The sequence below is a fragment of the Kribbella sp. NPDC051770 genome (assembly GCF_040681455.1).
Lineage (GTDB): Bacteria > Actinomycetota > Actinomycetes > Propionibacteriales > Kribbellaceae > Kribbella.
In genome coordinates, this window is record NZ_JBFAYT010000003.1 from 480,226 (window position 1) to 506,363 (window position 26,138).

At 69.2% G+C, this 26,138-nt stretch carries 23 protein-coding genes; 16 read left to right on the top strand and 7 right to left on the bottom strand.

Annotated elements, in window-relative coordinates; genetic code table 11:
* Positions 1-2: 2 nt before the first annotated feature.
* The 7 genes from AB0M01_RS13605 to AB0M01_RS13635 are packed head-to-tail and all read left to right on the top strand — an operon-like array spanning position 3 to position 6,755.
* Complete coding sequence (locus AB0M01_RS13605) at positions 3-557, top strand: nucleotide exchange factor GrpE (protein WP_363668977.1); 555 nt, start codon at positions 3-5, stop codon at positions 555-557.
* Complete coding sequence (locus AB0M01_RS13610; protein WP_363668979.1) at positions 557-1,507, top strand: DnaJ C-terminal domain-containing protein; 951 nt, start codon at positions 557-559, stop codon at positions 1,505-1,507. The genes AB0M01_RS13605 and AB0M01_RS13610 overlap by 1 nt, the downstream gene beginning before the upstream one ends.
* Positions 1,504-1,812, top strand: coding sequence for a chaperone modulator CbpM (locus AB0M01_RS13615; protein ID WP_363668981.1), 309 nt, complete (start codon positions 1,504-1,506; stop codon positions 1,810-1,812). The genes AB0M01_RS13610 and AB0M01_RS13615 overlap by 4 nt, the downstream gene beginning before the upstream one ends.
* Positions 1,803-4,430, top strand: coding sequence for an ATP-dependent chaperone ClpB (gene clpB, locus AB0M01_RS13620; protein WP_363668983.1), 2,628 nt, complete (start codon positions 1,803-1,805; stop codon positions 4,428-4,430). The genes AB0M01_RS13615 and clpB overlap by 10 nt, the downstream gene beginning before the upstream one ends.
* Complete coding sequence (trxA, locus tag AB0M01_RS13625) at positions 4,427-4,861, top strand: thioredoxin (protein WP_363668985.1); 435 nt, start codon at positions 4,427-4,429, stop codon at positions 4,859-4,861. Before clpB ends, trxA begins: the two co-directional genes overlap by 4 nt.
* The gene (locus AB0M01_RS13630; protein ID WP_363668987.1) at positions 4,858-5,121 is read left to right on the top strand and encodes a UBP-type zinc finger domain-containing protein; all 264 of its coding nucleotides are present in this window, start codon (positions 4,858-4,860) and stop codon (positions 5,119-5,121) included. The genes trxA and AB0M01_RS13630 overlap by 4 nt, the downstream gene beginning before the upstream one ends.
* A complete protein-coding gene (locus AB0M01_RS13635) occupies positions 5,118-6,755 on the top strand; it encodes an FAD-dependent oxidoreductase (protein ID WP_363668989.1) in 1,638 nt (545 codons plus the stop codon). Before AB0M01_RS13630 ends, AB0M01_RS13635 begins: the two co-directional genes overlap by 4 nt.
* A gap of 38 nt (positions 6,756-6,793) precedes the next feature.
* Here AB0M01_RS13635 and AB0M01_RS13640 read toward each other — a convergent pair whose 3' ends face one another.
* Entirely contained in the window at positions 6,794-7,603 is an 810-nt protein-coding gene (locus AB0M01_RS13640; RefSeq protein WP_363668991.1) for a sigma-70 family RNA polymerase sigma factor, read from the bottom strand.
* Positions 7,604-7,858: 255 nt separating this feature from the next.
* Here AB0M01_RS13640 and AB0M01_RS13645 point away from each other — a divergent pair, with 255 nt between their 5' ends.
* Together AB0M01_RS13645 and AB0M01_RS13650 are read left to right on the top strand one after the other, a co-directional pair.
* Positions 7,859-8,539, top strand: coding sequence for a BON domain-containing protein (locus tag AB0M01_RS13645; RefSeq protein ID WP_363668993.1), 681 nt, complete (start codon positions 7,859-7,861; stop codon positions 8,537-8,539).
* A 29-nt stretch (positions 8,540-8,568) separates the two neighbouring features.
* The gene (locus AB0M01_RS13650; protein ID WP_363668995.1) at positions 8,569-9,177 is read left to right on the top strand and encodes a manganese catalase family protein; all 609 of its coding nucleotides are present in this window, start codon (positions 8,569-8,571) and stop codon (positions 9,175-9,177) included.
* Positions 9,178-9,244: 67 nt separating this feature from the next.
* Here the strand turns inward: AB0M01_RS13650 and AB0M01_RS13655 are convergent, their stop codons facing one another.
* On the bottom strand, positions 9,245-10,171 hold the full coding sequence (locus tag AB0M01_RS13655) for a hypothetical protein (RefSeq protein WP_363668997.1): 927 nt from the start codon (positions 10,169-10,171) through the stop codon (positions 9,245-9,247).
* A 113-nt stretch (positions 10,172-10,284) separates the two neighbouring features.
* Between AB0M01_RS13655 and AB0M01_RS13660 the strand changes: the two genes are divergently transcribed.
* Entirely contained in the window at positions 10,285-11,340 is a 1,056-nt protein-coding gene (locus AB0M01_RS13660; protein WP_363668999.1) for a LuxR C-terminal-related transcriptional regulator, read from the top strand.
* Here AB0M01_RS13660 and AB0M01_RS13665 read toward each other — a convergent pair.
* From AB0M01_RS13665 to AB0M01_RS13680, 4 genes are all read right to left on the bottom strand, one after another.
* Complete coding sequence (locus AB0M01_RS13665) at positions 11,327-11,911, bottom strand: type 1 glutamine amidotransferase domain-containing protein (protein WP_363669001.1); 585 nt, start codon at positions 11,909-11,911, stop codon at positions 11,327-11,329. The genes AB0M01_RS13660 and AB0M01_RS13665 overlap by 14 nt on opposite strands.
* 1 nt (position 11,912) lies before the next feature.
* Positions 11,913-13,067: a glutathione-independent formaldehyde dehydrogenase gene (locus AB0M01_RS13670; protein ID WP_363669003.1), complete on the bottom strand. Its 1,155-nt coding sequence runs from the start codon at positions 13,065-13,067 to the stop codon at positions 11,913-11,915.
* A 156-nt stretch (positions 13,068-13,223) separates the two neighbouring features.
* Positions 13,224-16,082: an alpha-L-fucosidase gene (locus tag AB0M01_RS13675; RefSeq protein WP_363669004.1), complete on the bottom strand. Its 2,859-nt coding sequence runs from the start codon at positions 16,080-16,082 to the stop codon at positions 13,224-13,226.
* 106 nt (positions 16,083-16,188) lie between these two features.
* Positions 16,189-17,394 (bottom strand): ROK family protein, encoded by a 1,206-nt coding sequence (locus AB0M01_RS13680; RefSeq protein ID WP_363669006.1) that lies wholly within the window; start codon positions 17,392-17,394, stop codon positions 16,189-16,191.
* Positions 17,395-17,509: 115 nt separating this feature from the next.
* Here AB0M01_RS13680 and AB0M01_RS13685 point away from each other — a divergent pair, with 115 nt between their 5' ends.
* From AB0M01_RS13685 to AB0M01_RS13710, 6 genes are all read left to right on the top strand, one after another.
* On the top strand, positions 17,510-18,808 hold the full coding sequence (locus AB0M01_RS13685) for an extracellular solute-binding protein (protein WP_363669008.1): 1,299 nt from the start codon (positions 17,510-17,512) through the stop codon (positions 18,806-18,808).
* Between the two features lie 30 nt (positions 18,809-18,838).
* A complete protein-coding gene (locus tag AB0M01_RS13690) occupies positions 18,839-19,711 on the top strand; it encodes a sugar ABC transporter permease (RefSeq protein WP_363669010.1) in 873 nt (290 codons plus the stop codon).
* Positions 19,708-20,523: a carbohydrate ABC transporter permease gene (locus AB0M01_RS13695; protein WP_363669012.1), complete on the top strand. Its 816-nt coding sequence runs from the start codon at positions 19,708-19,710 to the stop codon at positions 20,521-20,523. The genes AB0M01_RS13690 and AB0M01_RS13695 overlap by 4 nt, the downstream gene beginning before the upstream one ends.
* On the top strand, positions 20,520-22,637 hold the full coding sequence (locus AB0M01_RS13700; protein WP_363669014.1) for an alpha-galactosidase: 2,118 nt from the start codon (positions 20,520-20,522) through the stop codon (positions 22,635-22,637). Before AB0M01_RS13695 ends, AB0M01_RS13700 begins: the two co-directional genes overlap by 4 nt.
* Before the next feature lie 129 nt (positions 22,638-22,766).
* Positions 22,767-23,702, top strand: a complete 936-nt coding sequence (locus tag AB0M01_RS13705) for a ring-cleaving dioxygenase (RefSeq protein ID WP_363669016.1) — start codon at positions 22,767-22,769, stop codon at positions 23,700-23,702.
* Positions 23,702-24,397 carry an alpha/beta hydrolase gene (locus AB0M01_RS13710; protein ID WP_363669018.1) on the top strand — a complete coding sequence of 232 codons (696 nt, stop codon included), beginning with the start codon at positions 23,702-23,704 and terminating at the stop codon, positions 24,395-24,397. Before AB0M01_RS13705 ends, AB0M01_RS13710 begins: the two co-directional genes overlap by 1 nt.
* Before the next feature lie 721 nt (positions 24,398-25,118).
* Here AB0M01_RS13710 and AB0M01_RS13715 read toward each other — a convergent pair.
* On the bottom strand, positions 25,119-25,916 hold the full coding sequence (locus tag AB0M01_RS13715; protein ID WP_363669020.1) for an NPP1 family protein: 798 nt from the start codon (positions 25,914-25,916) through the stop codon (positions 25,119-25,121).
* Positions 25,917-26,138 lie beyond the last annotated feature (222 nt).

A 26,138-nucleotide genomic window follows, 5' to 3' on the forward strand; every position in this document is an offset into this window, starting at 1 on the left:
CGATGGGTCAGCGGGCCGAGTCCCTGGACAGTGGTGCCCAGGGCAACGAAGACGAGTCGCGGAAGAAAGATGCCCAGGGCAACAAGGATGGAGACTCCGGTACGCCGGACCCGCTGGCCGAAGCTCGGAACCAGGTGACGGAGCTGACGGACCGCTGGCGCCGGACCGCGGCCGAGCTGGACAACTTCCGCAAACGCTCGGCGCGCGAGAGTGCCCAGCAACGCACCGACGAGCAGGCCCGCGTGCTCAGCGTCTGGCTGCCGGTGCTCGACAACCTCGAACTGGCCCTCGAGCACGCCGGATCGGCGCCGGACGGCTTCGTCGATGGCGTCCGGTCGATCCGCGACCAGGCGCTCGCCGTGGTCGACGGGTTCGGCTACCCGCGGGTCGACGACCGGGGCGAGCAGTTCGACCCGAACCTGCACGAGGCGGTCGGTACGGTGCCGACCGCGGACCACCGGCCCGGTACGGTCTTGCACGTCGTTCGGCCGCGGTACGGCGAGAAGGATCGGGTACTGCGGCCCGCGGCCGTGATCGTGGCGGCGGAGCAGCGCTGATGGCGTCGGACTTCTACTCGGTTCTGGGTGTCGCGCGGGACGCGAGTCCCGACGAGATCCAGCGCGCGTACCGCAAACTCGCGCGGGCCAACCACCCGGACGTGAACAAGGACCCGGACGCCGAAGAGCGGTTCAAGCAGATCTCCGAGGCGTACGACGTACTGTCCGACCCGAAGACCCGCCGGCGCTACGACGCGTTCGGCGAGGACTTCCGCAGGGTGCCCGACGACGTCGATCCGGCGACCTGGAACAGGTCCCGGGCGGGGGCCGGAGCGGGTCGCCGAGCCGGCGCCGACCCGTTCTCCGAGGGGGTTCGGTTCAGTACCGGTTCCGCGGACGGCATCGACCTCGACGACCTGCTGAGCGGATTGTTCCGTGGCGGCGGCCGGGAGCGGCGCGGCTGGGGCCCCATCCCGGGCTCCGACCACGAGGTCGAGGTGGAGGTCACGGTCGAGGAGGCCTACCGGGGTGGTAGCAAGACTCTCGAGGTGGCCGGGCCCGACGGCGCCCGCACGATCACCGTCAAGATTCCGGCCGGTGTGGTGGACGGTCAGCGCATCCGACTGCGCGGTCAGGGTGGCCAGGGCACCGGTGGCGCGGCGGCCGGCGACCTCTTCCTCGTGGTCCGCCTCGCCGACCACCCGCGGTACCGGCTGGACGGCCGTGACATCTCCGTCGACCTGCCGCTGACCGCGTGGGAAGGCGCCCTCGGTGCGTCCGTGACGATCGGCACGCCCGGTGGCGAGGCCACGGTGAAGGTCCCGAAGGGCACCTCCACCGGTCGTCGGCTGCGCCTCAGGGGACGAGGTCTGCCGAACCCCCGGGGGAGTGCCGGCGACCTGTACGCCGAGGTGAAACTGATGGTGCCCCGGCGCCTGAACCCTGAAGAACAACGGCTGTTCGAGGAGCTCGCGGGCACCTCGAAGTTCGATCCGAGGAGACGTCGATGACCTATTCGCTGGCCAGGCCGGCCCGGCTCGGGCTCGAGGACTTCGCCCGGCTGGCCGACATCCATCCGGAGCTCCTGGGCCGCTTCGTCGTCCTGGGCCTGGTGGATGCGTCCACCGACAGCGACGGCACCTTGTGGTTCCGGCCCGGGCAGTTGGCCAGAGTGTCCCGGATCCGCCGTCTCCGAGCCGGTCTGGCGCTGAACTACGCGTCGCTCGGGCTGATCCTCGACCTGCTGGATCGGATCGCCGTACTGGAGGCGGAGCGCCGGCGCTTCGCCGGAAGAGGAGCCAGGCCATGGAGATGAACCGGCTGACGCAGAAGTCGCAGGAGGCTCTGCACGACGCGCAGACGAAGGCCCTGAGGTTCGGGCACAGTCAGGTCGACGGCGAGCACCTGCTGCTGGCGCTGCTCGATCAGCCCGACGGTCTGGCGACCAGGCTGCTGGCGCAGGCGGGCGCGGACCCGGACGCGCTCCGGGAGCGGCTGGAGCAGGAACTGTCGCGGCGCCCGAAGGTCAGCGGGCCGGGCGCCGAGCCTGGGCAGGTGATGATCACCCAGAGACTGTCCCGGCTGCTCGACTCGGCCGATCGGGAGACCCGGCGGCTCAAGGACGAGTACGTCTCGGTCGAACACCTGGTGGTCGCGCTGCTGGACGAGGGCCGCGAAACGACCTCCGGCCGTCTGCTGGCCGAGCAGGGGCTGACCCGCGACGGTTTCCTCACCGCGCTGACCGCCGTACGAGGTAACCAGCGGGTCACCTCGGCGATGCCGGAGGCGTCGTACGAGGCGCTGGACAAGTATGGCCGGGACCTGGTGAAGGAAGCGGCCCAGGGCCGGTCCGACCCGGTGATCGGCCGGGACAACGAGATCCGCCGGGTGATCCACATCCTGTCCCGCAAGACCAAGAACAACCCCGTGCTGATCGGTGAACCGGGGGTCGGGAAGACCGCGATCGTCGAGGGGCTGGCCCAGCGGATCGCGAACGGCGACGTGCCGGAGGGACTGCGCGGGCGGACCGTCTTCGGGCTCGACCTGGCCGCGCTGATCGCCGGCGCGAAGTACCGCGGAGAGTTCGAGGAACGGTTCAAGGCGGTGCTGAACGAGGTGAAGGCGGCCGAGGGCCAGATCCTGCTGTTCGTCGACGAGCTGCACACCGTGGTCGGCGCCGGGGCGACCGAAGGTGCGATGGACGCCGGGAACATGCTGAAGCCGATGCTGGCCCGGGGCGAGCTGCACATGATCGGCGCCACGACGCTGGATGAGTACCGCTCGCACATCGAGAAGGACGCGGCCCTGGAGCGCCGCTTCCAGCCGGTGGTCGTGGACGAGCCGTCGGTCGAGGACGCGACCTCGATCCTGCGCGGGCTGCGCGAGCGGCTGGAGGTCTTCCACGGGGTGAAGATCGCGGACAACGCGATCGTCGCCGCGGTGGTGCTGAGCCACCGCTACATCTCCGAACGGTTCCTGCCGGACAAGGCGATCGATCTGGTCGACGAGGCCTGCGCGATGCTGCGCACCGAGATCGACTCGATGCCCGCCGAGCTCGACGAGCTCACCCGACGGGTCCGCCGGCTGGAGATCGAGGACGCCGCCCTGGCCGCGGAGGAGGATCCCGCCAGCCAGGCCAGGTTGAAGGAACTGCGGCGGGAGCTGGCCGACCTGCGCGCCGAGGCCGACGCGATGCGGGCGCAGTGGGAGACCGAGCGGCAGGCGCTGCGCAAGGTCCAGTCGCTGCGCCAGGAGATCGAGCAGGTCAAGCAGGAGGCCGAGCAGGCCGAGCGCGACTACGACCTGAACCGTGCGGCCGAGCTGTCGCACGGGCGGCTGCCGGACCTGGAACGCCAGTTGCGCGCCGAGGAGGAGCGGCTGGCCGGCAAACAAGGTGCTCAGCGGCTGCTCCGCGAGGTGGTCACCGAGGAGGAGATCGCGGCGATCGTGTCGCGGTGGACCGGGATCCCGGTCAGCCGCCTGCAGGAAGCCGAACGGACCAAGTTGCTGCGTCTGGGCGACGTACTGCACGAGCGGCTGGTCGGTCAGGACGAGGCGGTCCAACTGGTCTCCGACGCGATCGTCCGCGCCCGGTCCGGGATCAAGGACCCCCGCCGGCCGATCGGGTCGTTCATCTTCCTCGGGCCGACCGGTGTCGGGAAGACCGAGCTGGCCAAGACGCTCGCGGCGGCGCTCTTCGACACCGAGGAGAACCTGATCCGGATCGACATGAGCGAGTACCAGGAGCGGCACACCGTCAGCCGACTCGTCGGTGCACCACCCGGCTACGTCGGGTACGAGGAAGGCGGTCAGCTGACCGAGGCGGTCCGGCGCAAGCCGTACTCCGTGGTGCTGTTCGACGAGATCGAGAAGGCGCACCCGGACGTCTTCAACACGTTGCTGCAGATTCTGGACGACGGCCGGCTGACCGACGCCCAGGGCCGGACGGTCGACTTCCGCAACTCCGTGGTCATCATGACGTCGAACATCGGCTCGGCCGACCTCCTGGACGGCGTCACCTCCGATGGGCAGATCAAGGACGACGCGCGCGACGCCGTGATGGGCGAGCTGCGCCGGCACTTCCGGCCCGAGTTCCTCAACCGGGTGGACGAGATCGTGCTGTTCAAGCCGCTCACCCAGGCCGAGATCGAGCGCATCGTCGATCTCATGTTCGACGACCTGCGGACCCGGCTGGCCGACCGCCGGATGACCCTCGAGCTGGACCCCGAAGCGGCCCGGTTCATCGCGGGGCAGGGCTTCGACCCGGTCTACGGCGCGCGGCCGCTGCGGCGGTTCATCGCCCGCGAGGTGGAGACCAGGATCGGCCGGTTGCTGCTCGGTGGCGAGGTGGCCGACGGCGCGGCCATCCGGGTGAGGGTGAACAACGGCGAGATCGAGATCATCCACGACAACCCGAACGAGGCGGCGGCATGACCATCGTGACCTGCTCGAACTGCCAGCACCGCAACCGGATACCGGCAGCAGCCAGGGGCGTTCCCCGGTGTGGGAAGTGCCGGCAGCCGTTGCCTTGGATCGTCGACGCCGGGGATCAGGACTTCGCCGAGGTGGTGGAGCAGGGCACGATGCCGGTGCTGGTCGACATCTGGGCCCCGTGGTGCGGTCCGTGTCTGCTGATCAGCCCGGTCCTGGAGGAGCTCGCCATCGAGAAGGCCGGCGAGGTCAAGCTGGTCAGGGTGAACGCCGACAAGGCGCCGGACGTGTCCCGGCGGTTCAACGTGACCTCGATCCCCACCCTGCTCGTCCTGCGCGACGGGCAGGTGGTGGCGGAGCGGATCGGCACCGCGTCGTCCGATGCGCTGCGGCCCTGGCTCAGGGACGCGATCACCAAGGCTCCGGCGACATGACCACCGCCATGGATCCCCATCTGTCCTTCGTCAGACCGGTTCGGCCGCGGACGCCGCAAGGCTGCGAGGAGTGCCTGGCGCTGAACACGCCCTGGGTGCACCTGCGGCTGTGTCTGAGCTGCGGGCACGTCGGCTGCTGCGACTCCTCGCCGCTGAAGCACGCCCGCGCCCACGCGGCCCACGACGGGCACCCGATCGTGCGCTCGCTCGAACCGGGTGAGGACTGGCGCTGGTGCTACGTCGACGAGGCCTTCGTATGAACGACACCCCGGGTTGGGTGACCGAGGAAACCCCCGACCTGTACGGCGCCTACCCGCGGTTGGAGGACTACCAGATCGTCGCCCTGACCGCGGTGGGCCAGCGGCGCCGGTTCGTCAAGGGACAGACGCTGCAGCGGGCGGGGGAGCCGGCGGACGAGTTCCTCGTCGTCCTCGAGGGCCGGGTCCTGGTGCTCCAGGACAACGGCTCGGCGCCGCACGTGATCGGCGTCCACGGCGCGCGCCGCTTCCTCGGCGATCTCGGCCTGCTGACCGGGCAGCCGTCGTTCCTCACCTCGGTGACGGAGGACGCGGGGCAGCTGCTCGCGATCCCGGTGGAGAAGTTGCGCGAGGTGGTGTCCAGGGACGCGGGCCTCGCCGATCTGATGCTGCGGGCGTTCCTGGTTCGGCGCTCGCTGCAGCTCACCCTCGGCGCGGGCTTCGCGATCATCGGCTCGCGGTACTCGGCCGACACCCGCCGGCTGCGTGACTTCGCCGCCCGCAACCGGCTGCCGCATCAGTGGATCGATCTGGAGAACGACACCGATGCCGAGCGCCTGCTGCGCGAGCTCGGGGTCGACCGCGCGCAGACGCCGGTGGTGCTCTGGCGAGGCGAGGTGCTTCGTAACCCGGACAACGAACAGCTGGCCGAGCTGGTCGGCCTCCGCCCGGCCTCCCCACCGCGATCGGTCTGCGACCTGATCGTCGTCGGCGCCGGTCCGGCCGGCCTGGCGGCCGCTGTGTACGGCGCGTCGGAGGGTCTCGCGACGGTGGTGGTGGACAGTGTCGCCACCGGTGGCCAGGCGGGCACCTCGTCCAGGATCGAGAACTATCTCGGTTTCCCGACCGGCATCAGCGGGAGCGAGCTCGCGGATCGAGCCGTGGTGCAATGCAAACGCTTTGGTGCGGAGCTCGTCGTACCGGCTGGTGCGTGCGGGCTCGGGCACCAGGACGGTCAGCACGTCGTCCGGCTGGAGGGAGGGGAGAAGGTCTGCGGACGGGCGGTGGTGATCGCGTCGGGTGTGCACTACCGCCGGCTGGAATTGTCCGGGCTCGAGACCGTCGAACCGACCAGCGTGTACTACGCCGCCACCGAGTTCGAGGCGAACCTGTGCCAGGGCGACCCGGTGGTCGTGGTGGGTGGGGGCAATTCTGCCGGGCAAGCGGCCGTCTTCCTGTCGCAGTACGCCGGCCAGGTCACGCTGGTTGTCCGCAGCAACGATCTCGGCCGTGACATGTCCCGCTACCTCGCCGACCGGATCGAGGGCATCGACCGGATCCGGGTGCTGGTCCACAGCGAGGCGCGCGCCGTCCGCGGCCAGGGGGTGCTGGAAGAGGTCGTGGCCGAGGACCTCGGGAGCGGCGAACGGCACTCCTTGCCGGCGAAGGCGCTCTTCGTCTTCATCGGCAGCGTGCCGCACGTTCGCTGGCTCGGTCAGCAGATCGAGCTCGACGACCACGGCTACGTCCGGACCGGGCCCCAGCTGGGGCCCGGATGCCGTCTGCTGGAGACGAGCAGGCCGGGGATCTTCGCTGCGGGGGACATCCGCAGCGGGTCGGTCAAACGGGTGGCCGCCGCGGTCGGCGACGGCGCGCTGGCGGTGCGTCTGGTCCACGAGTACCTGGCCGGATCCTGAACGCACGCCGTACGCCGGCCCGGCGGGCCCCCGAACGGCTAGGCCGACAGCGCGGTTCTCAGCACGCCCAGGATCTGGTTGAGGTAGCGGGAGACCTGCATCTGGCTGCGGCCGATCTCCCGGCCGATCTCGGCCTGGGTGCGGTGCTCCACGAAGTAGCGGCGAAGGATCAGCTGATCCCGTGCGGACAGGTTCGCGACAGCGGGACGCAGGGCCTCGAGGTGGTCCACCAGCCGGTAGGTGTCGGCGTCGTGCGTGATCTGGTCCGCCAGGGACGGCGCCGCGGAGGCGCTCGACATCGCGTCCAGTGAGACCGCGTGGAAGCAGTTCCGCGCACCCTGCGCGGCGACGACCTGCTCGACCGGGACACCGAGCGCTTCGGCGAGTTCCTCGCAGGTCGGCCACCGGTCCAGCCGGGCCGAGAGCGTGGTCTCGATGCCGTTGATCGCGGTCTGGAGATCCTGGATCCGCCGGGGTGGCCGCACCATCCACGCGTTGTCACGGAAGTGCCGGCAGATCTCGCCGCGGATGGTCGGGACCGCGTACGACCGGAAGTCCCGCTCCGGACTGGGAACGTAACCCTTGACGGCCTTGACCAGACCGACGCTGGCGACCTGGTCGAGGTCCTCGGCGTCCACGCCGCGGCCTCGGTACCTCGAGGCGAGGGTGTGGGCCAGCGGGATGCCGAGGACGGTCGCACGTTCGTACAGCTCGGTTCGTCGCGGCTCCTCCGCCTCGGTGGCCTCCGTGAGCAGGCGGTCGATCTCGGCCGCCAGCCGGTCGCGGAGACCCTGCACCGTCTCGGGGGTGGTGGAATCGAGCTGGGGAAATGACGCGGTCGTGGTCATCGGGTCTCCGATCGGCGAGGTGGGGTACGGCCGCAAGCCGGTGCGCAATGACTACCTGGGCTCGAGCCCCGGAACGTCCCTCATTCGTGTAGTCCGACGGGACCAAGCGCGACACGACGGCCGAGGGGTCGCGATGGTCGGGAGAACTGCACAGACAGGGGATGCGCCCAGTGGCCGGCCGCTGGAACGTTGACGTCAGCTCTCGGCGTACCTGCGTCGAACCGGCTCGGACCCAGCGCTTTGGAGGGACCCCTGATGGCAACGACAACCACGACGCGACGCGACGACGAGATCCAGCAGGAGGTCTTCGCCGAGCTGGCCTGGGACGCCCGGGTGCAGCCGCACGAGATCGGTGTCTCGGTGCGGGACGGCATCGTCACGCTGACCGGATGGGTGGACTCGTACGTGAAGAAGTGGGCTGCCGAGCAGGCCGCCCACCGGGTCCGCGGAGTGGTCGCGGTGGCGAACGATCTCGAGATCCAGTTGCCGACCTCGGACGAACGAACCGACGCCGACATCGCGGCCGCGGCGCTGCAGGCGCTGGAGTGGGACGCCGGCACGCCGGTTCAGAAGCCCAAGGTGACCGTCGCGAAGGGATGGGTCACGCTGAGCGGCGAGGTTGAGTGGCAGTTCCAGAAGGCCGATGCCGAGCGGGTGGTTCGGCGGCTGGCCGGAGTCCGCGGCGTCACGAACCTGATCCAGGTCAAGCCGCGGGTCAAGCCCTCACCGGGGGTGCTGAAGACCAAGATCGAGGACGCCCTGGTGCGCAGCGCCGAGACCGATGCCGATCGCATCCAGGTCGAGGTCGACGGCGGCAAGGTGACACTGAGGGGCACCGTCCGGTCCTGGGCCGAGAAGCAGGAGGCCGAGTACGCCGCCTGGTCGGCACCGGGTGTCGCCTCGGTCGACAACCAGATCGTCGTGCGGATTCCGTGACCACGGCCGCCCGTCCCGAGGATCAGTTCATGTTCAGTCATCGCCGCGACCTGCAGTTCACGTCCACTCCCCGGCAGCCGGACGCCCTGTACGCCTGCCGTCTGGAGCAGGTTCTCGCAGGTCAGTACGACGAGATCGCCGTCGCCATGCACTACATGTCGCACGCGTGGGACATGCGCGTTCCCGGCCGCTACCGCGACCTGGTCTTCGATGTCGGGTCCGAGCAGGTGGCCAACATCGAGATGCTGGCCACGATGATCGCCCAGCTGCTGCGCCGCGCGCCGGCGAAGGTGCTCGACACAGCGGTCCGGCTCGATCCGGCGGTCGCTGCGGTGATCGGCGGCTCCGACCTGCAGCGTGCCATCGCCGGCGGTGCCGGATCCTCGGTCGCGAGCAACCCGTGGCAAGTTGCCTCCGGCAACGTCAGCGGGAAGCTCGCGGCCGACTTCCGGACCGGCGCCGTCGCGGAGCGGGATCGCAGGGCGCAGCTGGCGCGCCTCTATCAGCTGACCGACGATGCCGACGTCCGGTACCTGCTCTCCTTTCTGCTGGCCCGGGCCGCGGCGCATCAGCAGTTGTGGCGGTCCGCCGCCGCCGAGGTGAAGGAAGAAGACGCTGACCGCGACACCGACGGCTGAACCGGCGGCCCATGGCCCGACCCACAGCTGTCGCCGGAGGAGCTGTGGACCCAGGCCCGGGACAGGATCAGTCGTCGCCCGCGAGGCGCTCGCGCCGGTCCTGCTCACGCTTGGAGTACGCCGCGGCGCGGATCGCCTCGTCGGACTCCAGGCCGGAGCCGAGGCCGCCACCGACGGTCGCGGCCGACGCGACGAACCAGGCCAGGACGAACAGGTCACCGTGGCCGATCGGGACGTCGACGTAGCCGCCCATCACACTGGGGTCGAGGACGAAGTAGGCCCAGGCGAGGTTGACGACGTACAGGGCGGCGTAACAGATGAGTACGCCGACCGTCAGGGTCAGCAGGGTGGATGCGTTGTAGAGGCGCGATCGTTGCTTGGCCTGTGGGGAGTCGTCGTCGGGGCGGTCCCACAGTTCGCCGTCGATGACCAGCCAGCCGACGACGAGCGAGATCGAGGCGATGGTCGCGACGACCAAGCGCCACCACGACATCGATCCGGCGAGCAGCCAGACGGTGGAGTTGACGGTGGCCACCGCGCCGGTGGCCAGCGCTGCGACGAGCGCGGATTTGAGTCCGGGCACCAGCAGCCACGGGCGGTTGGCGAGCACCATTCCCAGGAGCAGGCGCCAGCGGCCGCGCAGCCGTGGAAGGGCGACGTGGCGTTCCCCGTCGGTTGCCGGGTCGGCCATGCCGCTGACCAGTGACCGCACGGCCCTACGGGCGCGGGAGTGCATTCGGAGCCCGCCCAGCGCGGGGAGCGAGAGCACCGCGGTTCGTTGGTCGGGATCGGTCTCGACGAGCAGGTGCCGGCCTTCGTGGTCGTGGAGGGGGAGTTCGGTCAGGCCGATCACGAGGTCCCAGTGCTGTTCGTGGGCACGGTCCTGCAACCGGTTCACCGCGGCCTCGACCTCCTCGGAGCCCGTGGTGAACGGCTCACTCACCACGGTGATGTCCCAGATGTCCCCACCGTCGAGCGGTCGCAGGTCGGTCATCCTCCGAGCGACGTCGGTCGGTGCGGCCGGATCTGCTACGAGCCCAACACGGATGGAGTTCATGAGAGCCGAGTACCCAATAACGCCGACGCCAGCCATCGAAGGGAACCACCATGCGGGACGATCCTCCGGCCACCGAGATCATGGAGATTGTTGCCTCCAGCACTTCCCTGCCCGATCGTGCCGGCGCCCTCCTGGAGGGACTCGAGCGGTGGGTGCCGTACGACGCGGCCTGGCTCGCGCTGACCGATCCACGGTCGAACGTCTACGCGCCGATCGGCAGCTCCGGGCTGGATCGATCCGTCACCACGTACCTGGACCGGCCGGCGGTCGCGCGGGAGATCGAACTGACCGGCCTCAACCGCGCCGGGCCGCCGAGCAGCCTGGCGGACCTGCCGGTCCCCGTCGAGCAGCTGCCGACCTGGACCGAGTGCCTCACGCCGGCCGGCTTTCGTGAAGGTCTGGGGGTTGCCCTGTTCGAGCCGTGTGGTCGCCATGTGGGGTTCCTCGGCCTTCTCTACTCCAGTGGTGAGCAGCCGGCCCCTGAACTGCGGGACCGCCTCGGGGAGCTTGCGCCGTTGATTGCCCGGGCACTGTCGCCGACGCGGTGGCTGCTGAGCACCGCGCGCATCGTGCAAGGCGCCGTAGCGGGGGCCGTCCTGCTGCGGGACGGCACCATCTGCGCGCTTCCGGGACTCGACGACCACGCGCTCCTGGTCGCCGAGTCGCCGACCGTGGAGATTGCCCGGCGCTCGCTCGTGGCCGGTCAGGTCTACCGGTCGTTCCTGTGGCCGACGGACAGTGGATCCGAGGGAACCGGTCACGTCCGGATGACCGCGCTGGCCGCGACCGAGCTGCCGGCGTTCGTGCTGGGCGCGCTTTTGGTGACGCCCGGCGGTGACTGCCTCGGCCTCACCTCACGCGAGCTCCAGGTGCTCGGCCAGCTGGTGGAGGGCCGCTCCAACCAGCAGATCGCCAGGCGGCTGGCCGTGGCTCCCCGTACCGTGGCCACGCACGTCGAGCACCTGCTGAACAAACTGGACGCGCCGACGAGGACGGTGGCCGCCGTACGGGCGGAGCGGGAGGGTTGCTATGTGCCTTCCGCTCCGCTGTCTACTCATCCACCCGGACGAACCCGGCCGTCGTCCTTGTCCTTCAGTCCGTTCTAGAGCTTCCCGCCCCCGCGGACTGCGGGGCGTTGGCGAACTCCTGCACGATGCGTTCGCAGAAGGCCGGCAGGTCGTCCGGCGACCGGCTCGTGGTGATGTTGCCGTCGGTGACGACCTCCTCGTCCACCACCTCCGCTCCGGCGTTGCGCAGGTCGGTGCGAATACTTGGCCAGGAGGTCAGCCGGCGACCACGCGCGACGTCGGCCTCGACGAAGCTCCACGGACCGTGGCAGATCGAGGCGACCGGCTTGCCCGACCGGACGAAGCTCCGGACGAACTCCACCGCGGCCGGATCCATCCGCAGCTTGTCGGGGTTGACCGTGCCGCCCGGCAGCAGCAGCGCCTCGTAGTCGTCCACCGACACCTCGCCGACCAGCCGGTCCACCGCGAACGTGCCGGCGTCCTCCAGGTCGTGGTCGCGGGCCTGGATCTTGCCGCTGGTGATGGAGACGACGTTGGTGGCGGCACCGGCGTCGTCCAGGGCCTGGCGCGGCCGTTCCAGTTCGACCCGCTCCACGCCGTCGGCCGCGAGAATGGCGATCCGGCGTCCTTTGAGTACCGTGGTGGACATCTCAGGCACCCGCCGTCGCCGGGTGCAGCACGACCTTGGTCCAGCCGTCGTCGCGCTTGTCGAAGTGCTCGTAGGCCTCGGGCGCCTGGTCCAGCGGCAACTCGTGGCTCACGATGAACGACGGCTCGGCCTTGCCGCCGGCGATCAGGTCGCGCAGCTGCCGGTTGTACTTCTTGACCGGCGCCTGACCCGCCCCGAGGTGCTGGCCCTTGAACCAGAACATGCCGTAGTCGAACGCGAGTTTGCCCTGCTTGGCCAACTCGTCGCCGGCCCCGGGGTCCTCGGGCACGAAGACGCCGACGCACCCGATCTTCCCGGTGAACCGCACGGACGCGACCAGCCGGTTCATCGTCAGGTTGGGTTGCTCTTCGCCGCTGGGGTCGTGCGCCTGGTAGCCGACGCACTCGCAGCCGTTGTCGGCGCCCAGTCCCATCGTCTGGTCGAGCACGGCCTGGACCGGGTCGACCTTCGAGTCGTCGATGGCGATCGCGCCGATGGACTCGGCCAGCCGCAACCGATCGCGCTGCCGGTCGACGACCATCACCTTGCTCGCGCCGCGGATGGTCGCCGAGAGCGCGGCCATCAGCCCGACCGGCCCGGCGCCGTAGATGACGGTCTGGTCGCCGGGTTTCACGCCGGCCATCTCGGTCGCGTGGTAACCGGTCGGGAAGATGTCGGCCAGCATGACGTAGTCGGTCTGCCGCTGCTCGGCGTCCTCACCGAGCCGCAGACAGTTGAAGTCACCCCACGGCACGCGCAGCAGCTCGGCCTGGCCCCCGCCGTACGGGCCCATGTCGGCGAAGCCGTACGCGGCACCGGCCAGCTTCGGCTCCGGCTGGGCGGTCAAGCAGTAGTTGGTGAGCTGCCGCTCGCAGTTCTTGCAGTGCCCGCAGGCGATGTTGAACGGCATGACCACCCAGTCGTCCACCCGCACCTTGTCGACCCCGTCACCGACCTCGACGACCTGGCCCAGGTTCTCGTGCCCGAACCACCGGCCGGTCTCGAAGTCGGTCCGGCCCTCGTACATGTGCAGGTCCGAACCACAGATGTTCGCCGACGTGATCCGCACCAGTACATCGGTCGGCCGCTCGATCCGCGCGTCCGGCACCTCCTTGACGCTGACCTTCCCCGGGCCTTCGTACACCACTGCCTTCATGCTGCCTCCTCGTCGCGGATACGTCGTACGGTCCTGACCACGCGCTTCCATTAGAGCCAGCGCGCCCCGTACGCCGGTATCGGCAGAACTACCGACAAGGGAACGCGGGCGGGACCCCCGTCGGAGGTCCCGCCCGGGATTCGGGGTTAAGTGAGGTCAGCCGATGGAGATGCGGTCGAGGTCTGGTGCGGAGTCCTCGTTGTTGAAGACGCGGATGGTGTTGGCGCCCGCCTGGAGTTGGATCGGTACGGAGACGGTCTGCACGGTGGAGTTTCCGATGCCGGACACCGAGGCCTCGACCGGGGCGCCGTTGTTGACGGACACGAAGTACGACCTGGTGCCGTTGACGGTGTAGTCGAGGTAGAGCGTGTACGGGCCGGCCGCCGGTGCCGTGACGTCGGGGAAGACGACATGTGCGTCGTCGGAGCCGCCGAGGTTGCGGACCTTCTGGCTGCCCGAGCACCCGGAGCAGCTGGTGATGCCGGCGCTGCCGATCTGGTTGAGGGAGCTTTCGGCCTCGCGCACGAAGACGCGGTCAGCCGGGCGGATCTGAACCGGGACGGTCTTCGTGACCTTGTGCGGCAGGCCGACGGTTTCGAAGGTGAACTCGATCGGGATCTGCGCGGCCGCCGAACCGGTGAGGGTCCAGGTCCCGCTGATCGTCTGGCCGAGCCGCATCCGCGATGCCGTGACGGCGGGACCGGAGATGGTCCATCCGGTCGGCGCCACCGGCGTGAGGCGGACGTTGTCGACCGAGTCCTCGTCCAGCCGAACGTCGGCGGACACGGTGACCGACTGCAGGCCGGGGCCGACCCACACGATGCCCGACGGCTTCACGGTCATCGTGGTCTTCGGCGTGTACGACGCCGGCGGCATCGGGCCGACGCTGATCCGGTCGAGGCCAGGCTTGCCGGACACCTGCACGGTGTTCCGGCCGGCCCGGAGCTGGACGGCGATCGCCGTCGATCCTGGGACGTCCGGGTTGCCGGCGTCCAGGACGGCGCTGACCGGGGAACCGCCGTTGACCCGGACCGAGAAGGTTCCGGCCGCTGACGTCGTACCGTCGAGCTGGAGCCGGTAGGTGCCGTCAGCAGGTGCTTCGATGTTCTCGTACGTCGCGCCTCCGATCACCTGGGCTGATCCGGAGCAGGCGGTGCAGAGGTCGAGGCGGGCGCCGGGGCTTCGGTTGAGCTCGGCCTCGAGCGGCAGCGGGTTGAGCAGCGCCTGGGGACGGGCGTACCCGACCTTCACCTCGTCGATCTTCAGCTTCTTGTAGTACGTCGGCGACTGCGGCCCGGCCCAGGTGTCGAGCACCTCGAGCTTCACGTACCTGGCCAACTGGTCGCCGATGTCGATGAACTGCACCGCGCGACGGCTGGGCATGGCGTCGTTCCGGACGGATTTCCAGTGCTTGCCGTCAATGCTGACCGAGACCTTGTAGTCCTTGATCCGCGCGGAGTCCTCCGGCCGCCCGAACGACTCCCGGGCGTGCGTCGGCGACCATTCGGTCTGGTTCACCGCCAGGTACGTCGCGAGCCGCGGCCGGCCAAGGTCGAGCGTCATCGCGACCGGGAACTGCCCGTTCGCGTCCCAGTACGACGGGAAGCTGCCGTCGACCAGGTTCGCCGCCGGGTGGTCGGTGGTCTGAGCCGAAGCGGTTGCCTTGAGCATCGACTGCGGGTACAGCCCGAACTGCCCGGCGGTGGTCACCTTGAACACCGTGTCGTACGCGTCCCACGCTGTGACGCCCAGGATGCTGAGGTAGCCGCCCGACTGGTTGAACCGGAACCGCTTCCCGGTCCGCACGTCGGTGACACCGGTGACGACGTACCCGTTGTCGCGCAGCCGCACGTAGTCCTGCGAGGTGGGTTTGGTCAGCACGTGCACGTACTGCGTGCGCGCGTTGTCGGCGACGGTGATCACGCCGTGCGCGCCGTCGTTCCAGAACCCGGGCTGCATCCCGCCGTACAGGTAGCCGCCGCCCTGGGTCCTGGTCAGCGACGAGGTGATCGGCGGCAGCCACTGCGCCATGAAGTTGTTGAAGTTCGCCTGCTGCGGCGGGAACTTGCCGTTGACCATCGCGGTCTCGGCCATCAGTGACTTGATCGACGAGCCGGCGTTGGCGACGTACCGGCCGATGCTGAGGCCGTAGTCGACCTTGCTGTCACTGCCGTCGTACCACCACTGCCCGGTGGTCGGCAGCTTGTAGTCGGCCTCGGTCAGCCGCGGCATCGGAGTGAAGGTGGCCTGCGGGTAGTCGTAGGCGGGTGTGATGCCGGTCTTCTGCTCGTTGCTGACCGTGTCCATGATCGGTGTGTCCTCGTTGTTGTTGCTCAGCAACCACGAGGGCCTCTGCTCGCGGATCTGTTCGTACAGACCGTTGCGCTCCCAGTAGGCGTTGTCGTTGTCGATCCAGAAGCCGGACAGGTCGGCGTAGCGGTCCATCACCTCGTGGAACAGGTCGTAGCTGTACTCGCCGAACCCGTCGCGGGTGGTCAGGTCGACCTGCTTGCCCTTGTACGCCGAGTAGGCGGCCGAGTCGAGCGTCTGGACACCCGGGACTTCGTTGTGCCACTGCGGGTCATCGGTCATGTAGAGCAGCACCCGGACGCCCTTGGCCTTGCCGGCGGCCACCAGTTCGCCGAGGAAGTCGCGCTTGGTCGAGCAGCTGCCCGGGATCGAGGACGGCCACGGCCGCGCGTAGCCGAGTCGGCTGTGGAACGTCGCGAGGACGATGTACGACGCGTGCAGCTTCTGCGCCTCGTCGACCCAGTAGTCGGCGTTCCAGCCGCCTTCGGTGACGTCGCGTTCCCAGGCCGCGCAGTCGGTGTGGCGGGGTGCGGTGAACATGCCCCAGTGCAGAAAGAGCCCGGCGGTGGAGTCGCGCATCCACTGCTGACGCGGGTGTTCGACCTCGGCGCGGGCCGGGGTGGTGCTGAGCAGCGCGGCCACGAGGGCCAGCGCGAGGGCGGCGGCGGTCAGGCCACGGCGCCGCCAGGGTAGTCGGAGGACCATCGGATCTTCACTCCTCGGGAGTGGCAGGCGGAATAATGACAACAAGCTTGCCTATTCAGAGATCCGATGATTCCAACGGTTCCGCCCCGAGGTCAAGACCCCGGCCTCAGCTTCCCGGTACGGCGAGCAGGTCGGCCAGTACGGCGTCGAGCGCGGTCCGGGCGGCGCCGAGCGCGACCGAGTCGGCGCCCATCGTCGACGTGAGCACCTCGATCGGGACCAGCGTCCATCGGGCCAGCTCGCGCCGGAACGGCTCGGTGACGATCGCGCCGCCCCGTGACATGCCGCCGCCGAGCACCACGACCTCGGGGTCGACCGCCAGCGCCAGGACGGCGGCGCCGCGCGCCAGCACCTCGCTGAACTCGGTGAGCACCGCGAGGCTCTCGGCGTCCTGCCGGGCCGCCGAGGCGATCACCAGCTCACCTTCGCGTCCCGGGGTGACGCCCTGCGAGGCCGCGAGCGCGGCGCCGCGGGCGTGCAGGCGGTCCACCGCGGCCTCCCAGCCGAGCATCGGCATCGCGCCGATCTCGCCGGCCGCGCCGTGGCGTCCCTGGTGGACCTGACCGCCGATGAGCACCCCGGCGCCGGCGCGGTGGCCGGCGAACATGTAGACCACGTCGCGGTGCTCCCGCGCGGCGCCCTTCCAGTGCTCGGCGAGCGCGGCGAGCTTCACGTCGTTCGCCACGGCGACCGGTTTGCCCAGTTCTGCGCTCAGTTCCGCCGCCACGTCGACCTCGGTGAATCCCGGCAGCGAGTACGGCGCGAGCCCGGCGCCGACCGGGCCTTCCCGGACGTCGTGCACGCCTTCGGCCGCGTGCAGCGTCCCGGTGACTCCGCAGGCGATCGCGGAGATGTCGCCCGGTTCGAGGCCGGCCGTGGACCAGCACTGCCGCGCGGCGCAGACCGCGGCCTGCAGCCGTTCGGCGGCGGGCAGAGCGGGGTCGAGCTCGATCCGGTGCGAGGCGAGCGCGGTGCCGCGCAGATCGGTGACCACGGCCATCACCTTGTGCGCGCCGATGTCGAGCCCGCTCACGTACCCCGACTCGGCGCGGAACCGGAAGTACCGCGCGGGCCGGCCGGCGCCCCGGCCCGGCAGGCGGCGTGGTGGTGTCGTCTCCTCGACCTTGCCCTCGGTGAGCAGTTCGGCGAGCAGGTCCTCGGCCGTCGGCCGGGACACCCCGATGGCCGCGCGCAGATCGCGCAGGGTCAGCGCCTCCGCGTCGAGGAAGGTTTTCAGTGCCGCGGTCAGGTTCATCCGCCGCAGCAGCGACGAGTCGCCCATCCGGCCGCCGGCGGCTGTGTCTTGACTCATCCGATGAATCGTCCCTATGCTCGCGCCAATATTGCTAACTGACCTGCATATTACCGCCGGAGCGGTTATCGCAGGGTCGCCGGTGGCCGCTCGGCCGCCGTACGGAAGGAATCCGATGGCTTCACGGTGGAGAGCGGCGGTCGCCGCGGCGACGCTTCTGACGGTAGCGCTCGGCGGCTGCACGAGCGGTGGCACCACGGCGAACAACGCCGGCAAGAACGACGGCACGGTCGAGCTCACGATGCTGACGTTCGAGACGCCGAACCTGCCCGCCGCGCTGTGGGACTCGGCGATCGAGCGCGTCTCGGCCAGGGTCCCGGGCGTGAAGATCAAGAAGCTGGTCACCCCGAACGTGGACCGGACGACGTACGCCAAGCAATTGGCCAGCTCCGGGCAGCTTCCGGACATCATGCTCGCGGTGAACCCGCAGGGATTCGCCGAGGGCGGCCAGCTGGCCGACTTCACCAAGGAGGAACTGGCCGGCTTCGCCAGCCCGGAGGCCGGTGCGATCAAGGGCAAGATCTACCAGCTGCCCACGAACGCGCAGCCGCAGTCGTTGCTGTACTACAACAAGGCCGACTTCGCGAAGGCCGGCATCACGGCCCCGCCGAAGACCTGGACCGACTTCCTGGCCGCGTGCGCGAAGCTCAAGGCGGCCGGTACGACGCCGATCGCCGTCGGCGGTGGCGGCCAGGACACCTTCGCCGCGATGTACCCGTGGGTCGGAACGGTCGGCACCGATGTGTACCTCGAGGACCCGAAGTTCTCCGCCGGGATCGCCGACGGGTCGAAGACGTTCGCCGATGCGGCGTTCGTGAAGGCGACGGCCAAGATCGCCGAGCTGGCGAAGCTCGGCTATCTCGACAAGCAGGGCACCAGCCGTTCCTACGCCGACCACGAGAAGGCCTTCCGGGGCGGCTCGGCAGCGATGTACCCGATGGGGTCGTGGTTCGCGACCTCGGCCGACAACGACAAGCCGCCGTTCGAGGTCGGCGTGTTCGCGTGGCCGTCGGACGACGGCCGGGCGGTGGTCCCGACACTGACCGGCGGCGGGCTCAGCGTCAGCGCACAGGCCGAGAACGTCGACCTGGCGAAGAAGTTCGCGCTGGAGTGGACCAAGGACAAGGAGACCTCGGACGCGTTCACCCGCGCCGACGGCACCTTCAACACCGTCAGCGGGTACCAGCCGCCGGCGGACATGGGCCCGTTGTTCAAGGCAACTCTTGCCCTCTACAACCAGGCGGTGAAGGACGGCACCGTCACGCCGGCGCTGTCGATCGAGCAGGGCGACAACGGGCTCCCGGCCGACCTCACCGTGCCGACCCAGCAGCTGGCGGTCGAGTTGCTGAACGGCAAGTCCGACGCACAGGGGGTCGCGGCGAAGCTCGACAAGGAGTACGCCGCGCTCAAGTAGGCCCTGCTCACCCCGACTGGAAGGCGCGAGATGTTGCGGCGTGTCCGCGAGTTCTCCGGGTTCGCCCTGCCCGGACTGTTGTTGTACGGCGTACTGGTGCTGGTCCCGATCGGCTGGACGGTGGCGCAGGCGTTCACCGACCGCAACCGGTTCGCGGCGTCGACGCACTGGGTCGGCCTGGACCAGTTCCAGCGGCTGGTTCAGGACGACCAGTTCTGGCTGGTGCTCAGGAACACGGTCGTGGTGACCGCGATCGTGGTCGTCGTACCGAACGTGGTCGGCCTGGCGATCGCCCTGCTGCTGGATCGCGAGACCCGCCTGTACCGGCTGCTCCGCTCGGTGTTCTTCACGCCGGTGATTCTCAGCGGCATCGTGGTCAGTGTCATCTGGCAGAGCCTGCTCCGGCCCGACGGCGTACTGAACGCGCTGCTCGCTGACGCGGGTGTCGAGTCGGCGCCCGGCTGGTTGTCGGATCCCGGCATCGCGCTGTTCTCGATCGGCGGCATCCTGTGCTGGCAGATGCTCGGGTTCTGCGTGGTGGTGTACCTCGCCGGGCTGAACGGCGTACCGCGAGAACTGTACGAAGCGGCGGTCGTCGACGGCGCCGGATGGTGGCGCCGGTTCGGCTCGGTGACATGGCCGATGATCGCGTCGTCGGTGACGATCAACACGGTCATGCTGCTGATCAGCGGCTTCAAGGTCTACGAGCACATCCTGGTCCTGACCAACGGCGGACCCGGCCGCAACACCACCGCCTCGATCGCGTTCGACGTGATCGAGAAGGGCGTCCGCGGTGACCGGATCGGATTCTCCGCCGCCGAGGCGACCGTCATGCTGGCGATCATCGTCGTCCTGAGCGGCGTCGTACTGAGGCTGCTTCAGCGCCGGGAGGTGCACCTGTGACGCGCGTGATCCGTCCGGTCGCGGCGATCGCGCTGGCTGCCGTGTTCTTCTTCCCGATCTACGTCGTGGTCACCGGGCTGCTCAAGCCGGCCGACCAGATCCAGTCGTCACCGCTCGGGCTGCCGAGTCGGCCGACCGCGGACAACCTGAGCGCTGTGCTCGGCCGGGAGGACGGTCTCTACTGGTCGGCGCTGCTGAACAGCGTCCAGATCACTGTGCTGTCGGTGGTCGCGCTGACGCTGCTGTCGGCAATGCTGGCGCACTACCTGGTCCGCTCGACAGCGCGCTGGACCAAGCCCGCGTTGCTGATGCTGCTCGCCGGGCTGATGATCCCGCCGGCGGTGATCCTGCAGCCGGTCACCCAGGTGCTCGGCGCGTTCGGCCTGATGAACTCGGTCGTCGGAGTGGTCTGCAGCAACGTCGCGTACTACCTGCCGTTCGGCGTGTTCGTGTTCTCCGGTTTCATCGCGACGGTGCCGGTCGAGATCGAGGAAGCGGCGAGCATCGACGGAGCCGGGCGGTTTCGGATGTTCTGGCAGGTGGTCTTCCCGACCCTGCGGCCGGCCGCGGCCAGCGTGATGATCTTTCTCGGCGTCTGGGTGTGGAACGACTTCCTCAGCCCGCTGGTGATCCTCGGCCCGGAGGCCGGCACCACGGTCACGGTCGGCGTCTACCGCTCGGTCGGGGAGTACTCGACCAACTTCGGCACGCTGTACGCCTTCTCGTTCCTGGCGTCGTTGCCGGTGCTGCTCTTCTTCGTTGCCCTGCAGAAGCAGTTCGTCGCAGGCCTGACCGCGGGATCCGTCAAATGAACGCACATGTCTCCTTCACCGATCGCGTCCTTCTCCTGCAGACTCCGGGTACGTCGTACTCGGCGTACCTGGGTGCCGGCGACGACATCCCGATCCACACCTACTGGGGTCCGCGCGTCACCGCGGCCGACGCCGCACAGCTCGCCACCGCGACGGCCGACCGCCTGGCGGGGGAGTGGACGAGCTTCCGGTCCGCGGCGAACGGGCACGAGGAGCTTCCGCTCGACGGACGGCTCCAGTTCGGCCGCGCCGCGGTCTCGCTGGAGTTCGCCGGCGGCGTCCGCAGTACGGAGTGGACGCTGACCGAGCCCCGGATCCACGACGACGCCAGGCACCTGGAGCTGGTCTTCGACGTCGAGCGTCACGAGGTCGTGCTGAGCCTGCACTACCGGGTGCACGACGACTCCGACGTGATCGACCGTTGGGTTGCCATCAGCAACAACTCCGGCGAGCCGGTCGCCGTCCACCGGCTCGACTCTGCGGCCTGGGTGATGCCGGAGTGGACGCAGTACCGGATGTCGCACCTGACCGGGCGGTGGGCGGCGGAGACCGGACTGCAGCGCACCAACCTCACGAACAGCCAGTTGGTGCTGGAGAGTCGCCGTGGGATCACCAGCCATCACGCGAACCCCTGGTTCGCGGTCGACGACGGAACCGCGACCGAGGAGTACGGCGACGTCTACAGCGCCGCGCTGCACTGGAGCGGCTCGTGGCGGCTGCTCGCGCAGCGAGACCTGGACGAGCCGGTCCAGGTGCTGCTCGGCTGGGGGCACGAGGACTTCGGGCCGCGCCCTCTCGACCCTGGAGAGCAGCTGACGTCTCCAGTGAGTTCCGGGCTGTTCAGCAACGCGGGCTTCGGTGCGGCGAGCCGCGCGTGGCACACCTACGCGCTGAACCACGTCCTGCCGCGGTCGAACGAGCTTCGGCCCGTCCTGTTCAACTCGTGGGAGGCCACGGAGTTCGCAGTCGACGAGGCGAGTCAGCGCAAGCTCGCCGCGCAGGCCGCCGAGCTCGGGTGCGAGCTGTTCGTCCTCGACGACGGCTGGTTCGGGCGCCGCAGCGACGACCGGACCGGTCTGGGCGACTGGTGGGTGAACCGGGACCGCTTCCCGGGCGGCCTGCAGCCGTTGATCGACGAGGTGCACGGGCTCGGCATGGACTTCGGTCTGTGGGTCGAGCCGGAGATGGTCAACCCGGACTCCGACCTCTACCGGGCGCATCCCGACTGGGTCTACCACTACGAAGGCCGGGCGCCCGCGGAGCTGCGCAACCAGTTGGTGCTCAACCTGGCGCGGCCGGACGTGCAGCGATGGATGCTGGAGCAGCTGGACGGGTTGCTCGCGGCGCACGACATCCAGTTCGTGAAGTGGGACATGAACCGGCCGTTCGCGGACACCGGCTGGCCCGCGGAGCCGGAGCGGCAGGGTCGGATCTGGTTCGACCACGTCACCGGGGTGTACGCCGTACTGGACGCGCTGCGGGCGAAGTACCCGAGCGTCGCGTTCGAGGCGTGCTCCGGCGGTGGCGGCCGGGTCGACCTGGGGATGATGCACCGGACCGACCAGTTCTGGACCTCGGACAACACCGACGCCGTGGACCGGCGGACGATCCAGCACGGGTTCAGCCAGCTCTACCCGGCCCGCACGATGTCGTGCTGGGTGACCGACGTCCCCTCGTTCATCAACAAGCGGCGCGTTCCGCTGGCGTACCGGTTCCACGTCGCAATGGCCGGCGTGCTCGGCATCGGGGGTGATCTCGACGCCTGGTCCGACGAAGAACGCGAGCAGGCCCGCGAGCTGATCGCGCAGTACAAGACGATCAGGCATGTGGTGCAGCACGGCGCCCAGTACCGGTTGGGAGAACCCGGCAGGTCCGCGTCGGCGGTGCAGTACGTGACCCGCGACCGGACCGAGTCGGTCGTGCTGGCCTATCAAGACTCCCAGCAGTACGACAGCCAGCCGCCACCGATCCGCCTGCGGGGCTTGGATCCGCGCGCCGTCTACGAGCTGGAGGGCGCAACCTGGTCGGGTGCGGCGCTGATGGCGCACGGCCTCCATCTCCATCTGACCGGCGACTACGCGAGCCGGCTGATCACGCTCCGCGCGGTGACCTGACGGACGCCGCTCTGGTGGTGATCCGGCGTCCGGTCGTACTGTCGAAGAGGGCGGCGCGGCCGTCCACGGTCTCCGGGGCGGGAGGGTTGGACGATGGGTGACGCGGTTGCACCACACGGACTACATCATGTGACGGCGATTGCGGAGGATCCGCAGCGAAACGTTGATTTCTACACGACGGTGCTGGGGTTGCGGCTGGTCAAGAGGACGGTCAACTTCGATGCTCCGGACACCTACCACCTGTACTACGGGGACGCCGCGGGCCGGCCGTCGACGCTGCTGACCTTCTTTCCGTGGCCGGGAGCGCCGTACGGCAGACAGGGGACGGGGTTGACGACAGCGACAGCTTTCAGTGTGCCGCCGGAGTCGATGGGGTGGTGGCAGCAGCGGTTGCAGAGCCTGGGGGTCGCGTCGGACGGTCCGGTGGCAGGCTCTGACCAGGAGATCCTGCGGTTGCGGGATCCCGACGGCTTGGTGATCGAGTTGGTGGCGTCCGACGGCGACTCCCGATCGGGGTGGGACGGGGTGGCCGCGATCGGGGCCGACAACGCGATTCGCGGTCTGTTCTCGGTCACGATGACGGAGAAGGCACTGGACCCGACGGCCGAGATGCTGGCGGGCATGCTGGGGATGCAGCACGGCCGGGACTCCGCCGAGGGTTCGCGGTTCGTGATGTCGGGTGGAGCCGAGGGGACGGCGGTGGACGTCGTACCGAGCGACGCCTCGCGCGGGCTCCAGGCGGCCGGAACGGTTCACCACATCGCGTTCCGGGCACCCGACCGTGAGACGCAGACGAAGTGGCGCCAGGAGCTGATCGAGGCCGGGGTCCAGGTCACGGAGATCCTCGATCGGCAGTACTTCACCTCGATCTACTTCCGGGAGCCGGGCGGCGTCCTGCTGGAGATCGCGACCGATCAACCGGGTTTCACGGTGGATGAGCCGTTGCTCGAGCTGGGTCAGCACTTGAAGCTCCCGCCCTGGCTCGAACCGGACCGCGAGCAGATTCAGGCATCGCTGCCGTCGTTGCGCGTGCCAGAGGCTCCCGCGGCGGGCGAGTTCGGCTGATGGGCGAGGACCTCCTCCGGCGACCGCACGTGTGGCAGCCGGGCTCGGCCGACCCGCCGCTGCTTCTGCTGCACGGCACCGGTGGCGACGAGCACGACCTGCTCGGACTGCGCGAGCATCTGGCGCCGGGTGCTCCCGTGCTGTCGCCCCGAGGAACGGTGCTGGAGCAGGGGATGCCGCGGTTCTTCCGGAGGCTGCGGGAGGGCGTGTTCGACGAGGACGATCTCCGGGCCCGAGCCGACGAGCTCGCCGCGTTCCTCCACGCGGCCGAGGCGAAGTACGACGTACCGGCCGGCTCCTGGCTGGCGGTCGGCTTCTCCAACGGCGCCAACATGGCCTCCGCCCTGCTCCTGCGCCACCCCGAGGCGCTCGCCGGCGCGGTCCTGCTGGCCGCGATGGTGCCGTTCGCCGACGACGAGCCCGAGGATCTCGCTCTGGCAGGCAAGCGGGTCCTCATCGTCAACGGCGACAGCGACCCGATGGCCACTCCCGGCCAGACCACCCGGTTGGCCGAGCAACTCCGCCGACGCGACGCACACGTCGAACTGCTGCCGTTCCCCGGCGGCCACACGATCGATCCCGCCCAACTGCCCCGCATCCGGCAGTTCATCGGTGCGGGCGGGGTGGGACCTGACCTTGCCCCAGTGGTCACGGGCCAGCGATGCCCGCATCTGATCCAGCTGTGGAGTCCATGAGGCGAAGTGCTTCGGGGTGCGCCAGGGCCCTGCGGGTCTACACGGCCAGGCTCACGCGTGTGGTTAAGGTGCGTGTTCCCCCTCGGACACATATCGACGGGCTGATGGAGACATCAGCCCGTTTTTCTTTGTCGTCCTCCGTGATCGCCAGGCCGAGCGCGACTTGGGCCTCGGGAAGCGGGCTCCGCGCGGCACATCGGTAGAAGACCACGTGGTTCCTGGGAGCGGCTTCCTTCTTCCGCCCGCACCGCGGGCACCGAGTGGCGACCGAAAGACGCGGACCCGCTTCGCGGTAACCTGGGTTCGCTCGCGCTTGGAAAAGTTGGTCGGTTCAGCTCCTCGCCGCGATCGCATCACCAGTTGCGCGTTGGCTGGGCCACAACGCCTGGCTGTACGCTGTGGTAGGAAGACGGTCCGGTTCAGAGCGGTTGCTGCCTTCGGACGGGGCCAGGGGTCGGTGAAGTCCGGTGACTCGATGACTGGGTTTTGTCGCCGCTGTCGCCCTCGCAACGTTGGGGAGGGTCACGTTCGGCAACGGCGTCGAGGTCGTTGCCTCCGGCCCTAAGACTTCCAGTTGGGTGAACACCAGGCCCGCCCATGAGATCGGTGCACACCTGGCGTTGCTGCGCTCACCGGATGACACGCAGATCGGCAAGAGATGGCCGCAGCGGCGTGGCCGCCGGTCTGTGGTCCGGCGGCCACGTTTCGTGTTGTGTGTTGGTCAGGCCCAGGGGTTGAAGGGGATGCCGCCGGGCTTGGTGCTGTTCAGGAGGTTGCGGAAGCGGTCGTCGCGGTCGGCGATCTTGATCGTGGCCGAGCCGAAGTTGTAGTTCATGAGGGTGTCGCGCATGCCGGTGCTCGGCCAGCCGTTCCAGCCGACGAGCGGCGGGTAGCGCCAGTTGTGGTAGTGGTTCTCCGGCGGCTCGTCGTTGCCGTTGGCGAGCCGGAAGTAGTGGGTGAAGCCGCCGTCTTTGTGGTAGACGACCTTCGGGTGCGAACCGTCGAAGCGCACCTGCGAGCGCGGGAAGGTCTTCGATCCGCTGTGCACGGTGGTCGACACGTACTCGACCTGGTTCGAGGACTGGTTGACCCAGGAGATCACGTGCTCCCAGTCGTTGCGGTGGCCGTTGGTCCCGCCGGCGATCTCACCGACGCCGTTGGAGGCTTGGTCCTTCTCGAAGTAGCTGGCGTAGACGATCGCGCACCAGCCGTTGTTGCACTTGGACCTGGAGTAGGTCTGGGACCGGTCGAGGTCGATCTGGTCGTGGCAGTTGCCGTTGACCGCGCCTCCGAGGCCGAGGCCGTTGTTCACGTGCCAGTCGGGAGCGATCGCGGAGACGGCGTAGCAACCGTTGCCGTCGTAGTCGTACGCCGGGGAGAACGACTGCTCGTACCCGTCGGCGTTCTGGGGGAGGTTTCCGATGGACTCGGCTGACGCGGCTGTCGCGGTCAGCGTCGCGGTGACGACAACGAGCCCCAACACGGCGGCCAGCCGGGAGACAATGGGCGGTTTTCGCATACCTGGCTTCTTTCTCGTTGATGGCAACGGGACCTGGGCAAGTCCCGGAGCGTACGAAGTACACCTGCCATCGCGGAGGCAACCAGCCCGCCCTATACGTTCCATACACGCCGGGATACAGGCGGTGACCGGGCGTGCGGACGGTCGCTGCACAACTCCTCGCGGTTCCGCGCAAATCTCGTCTATACGTTTTGTAAACGAATGCGTTTACAGGAGATGGGT

Bases quoted from the DNA above. Each gene is read 5' to 3' on its own strand.
- AB0M01_RS13605 (WP_363668977.1), top strand. From the start codon at position 3: ATGGGTCAGCGGGCCGAGTCCCTGGACAGTGGTGCCCAGGGCAACGAA.
- AB0M01_RS13610 (WP_363668979.1), top strand. From the start codon at position 557: ATGGCGTCGGACTTCTACTCGGTTCTGGGTGTCGCGCGGGACGCGAGT.
- AB0M01_RS13615 (WP_363668981.1), top strand. From the start codon at position 1,504: ATGACCTATTCGCTGGCCAGGCCGGCCCGGCTCGGGCTCGAGGACTTC.
- clpB (WP_363668983.1), top strand. From the start codon at position 1,803: ATGGAGATGAACCGGCTGACGCAGAAGTCGCAGGAGGCTCTGCACGAC.
- trxA (WP_363668985.1), top strand. From the start codon at position 4,427: ATGACCATCGTGACCTGCTCGAACTGCCAGCACCGCAACCGGATACCG.
- AB0M01_RS13630 (WP_363668987.1), top strand. From the start codon at position 4,858: ATGACCACCGCCATGGATCCCCATCTGTCCTTCGTCAGACCGGTTCGG.
- AB0M01_RS13635 (WP_363668989.1), top strand. From the start codon at position 5,118: ATGAACGACACCCCGGGTTGGGTGACCGAGGAAACCCCCGACCTGTAC.
- AB0M01_RS13640 (WP_363668991.1), bottom strand. From the start codon at position 7,603: ATGACCACGACCGCGTCATTTCCCCAGCTCGATTCCACCACCCCCGAG.
- AB0M01_RS13645 (WP_363668993.1), top strand. From the start codon at position 7,859: ATGGCAACGACAACCACGACGCGACGCGACGACGAGATCCAGCAGGAG.
- AB0M01_RS13650 (WP_363668995.1), top strand. From the start codon at position 8,569: ATGTTCAGTCATCGCCGCGACCTGCAGTTCACGTCCACTCCCCGGCAG.
- AB0M01_RS13655 (WP_363668997.1), bottom strand. From the start codon at position 10,171: ATGACCGACCTGCGACCGCTCGACGGTGGGGACATCTGGGACATCACC.
- AB0M01_RS13660 (WP_363668999.1), top strand. From the start codon at position 10,285: ATGCGGGACGATCCTCCGGCCACCGAGATCATGGAGATTGTTGCCTCC.
- AB0M01_RS13665 (WP_363669001.1), bottom strand. From the start codon at position 11,911: ATGTCCACCACGGTACTCAAAGGACGCCGGATCGCCATTCTCGCGGCC.
- AB0M01_RS13670 (WP_363669003.1), bottom strand. From the start codon at position 13,067: ATGAAGGCAGTGGTGTACGAAGGCCCGGGGAAGGTCAGCGTCAAGGAG.
- AB0M01_RS13675 (WP_363669004.1), bottom strand. From the start codon at position 16,082: ATGGTCCTCCGACTACCCTGGCGGCGCCGTGGCCTGACCGCCGCCGCC.
- AB0M01_RS13680 (WP_363669006.1), bottom strand. From the start codon at position 17,394: ATGAGTCAAGACACAGCCGCCGGCGGCCGGATGGGCGACTCGTCGCTG.
- AB0M01_RS13685 (WP_363669008.1), top strand. From the start codon at position 17,510: ATGGCTTCACGGTGGAGAGCGGCGGTCGCCGCGGCGACGCTTCTGACG.
- AB0M01_RS13690 (WP_363669010.1), top strand. From the start codon at position 18,839: ATGTTGCGGCGTGTCCGCGAGTTCTCCGGGTTCGCCCTGCCCGGACTG.
- AB0M01_RS13700 (WP_363669014.1), top strand. From the start codon at position 20,520: ATGAACGCACATGTCTCCTTCACCGATCGCGTCCTTCTCCTGCAGACT.
- AB0M01_RS13710 (WP_363669018.1), top strand. From the start codon at position 23,702: ATGGGCGAGGACCTCCTCCGGCGACCGCACGTGTGGCAGCCGGGCTCG.
- AB0M01_RS13715 (WP_363669020.1), bottom strand. From the start codon at position 25,916: ATGCGAAAACCGCCCATTGTCTCCCGGCTGGCCGCCGTGTTGGGGCTC.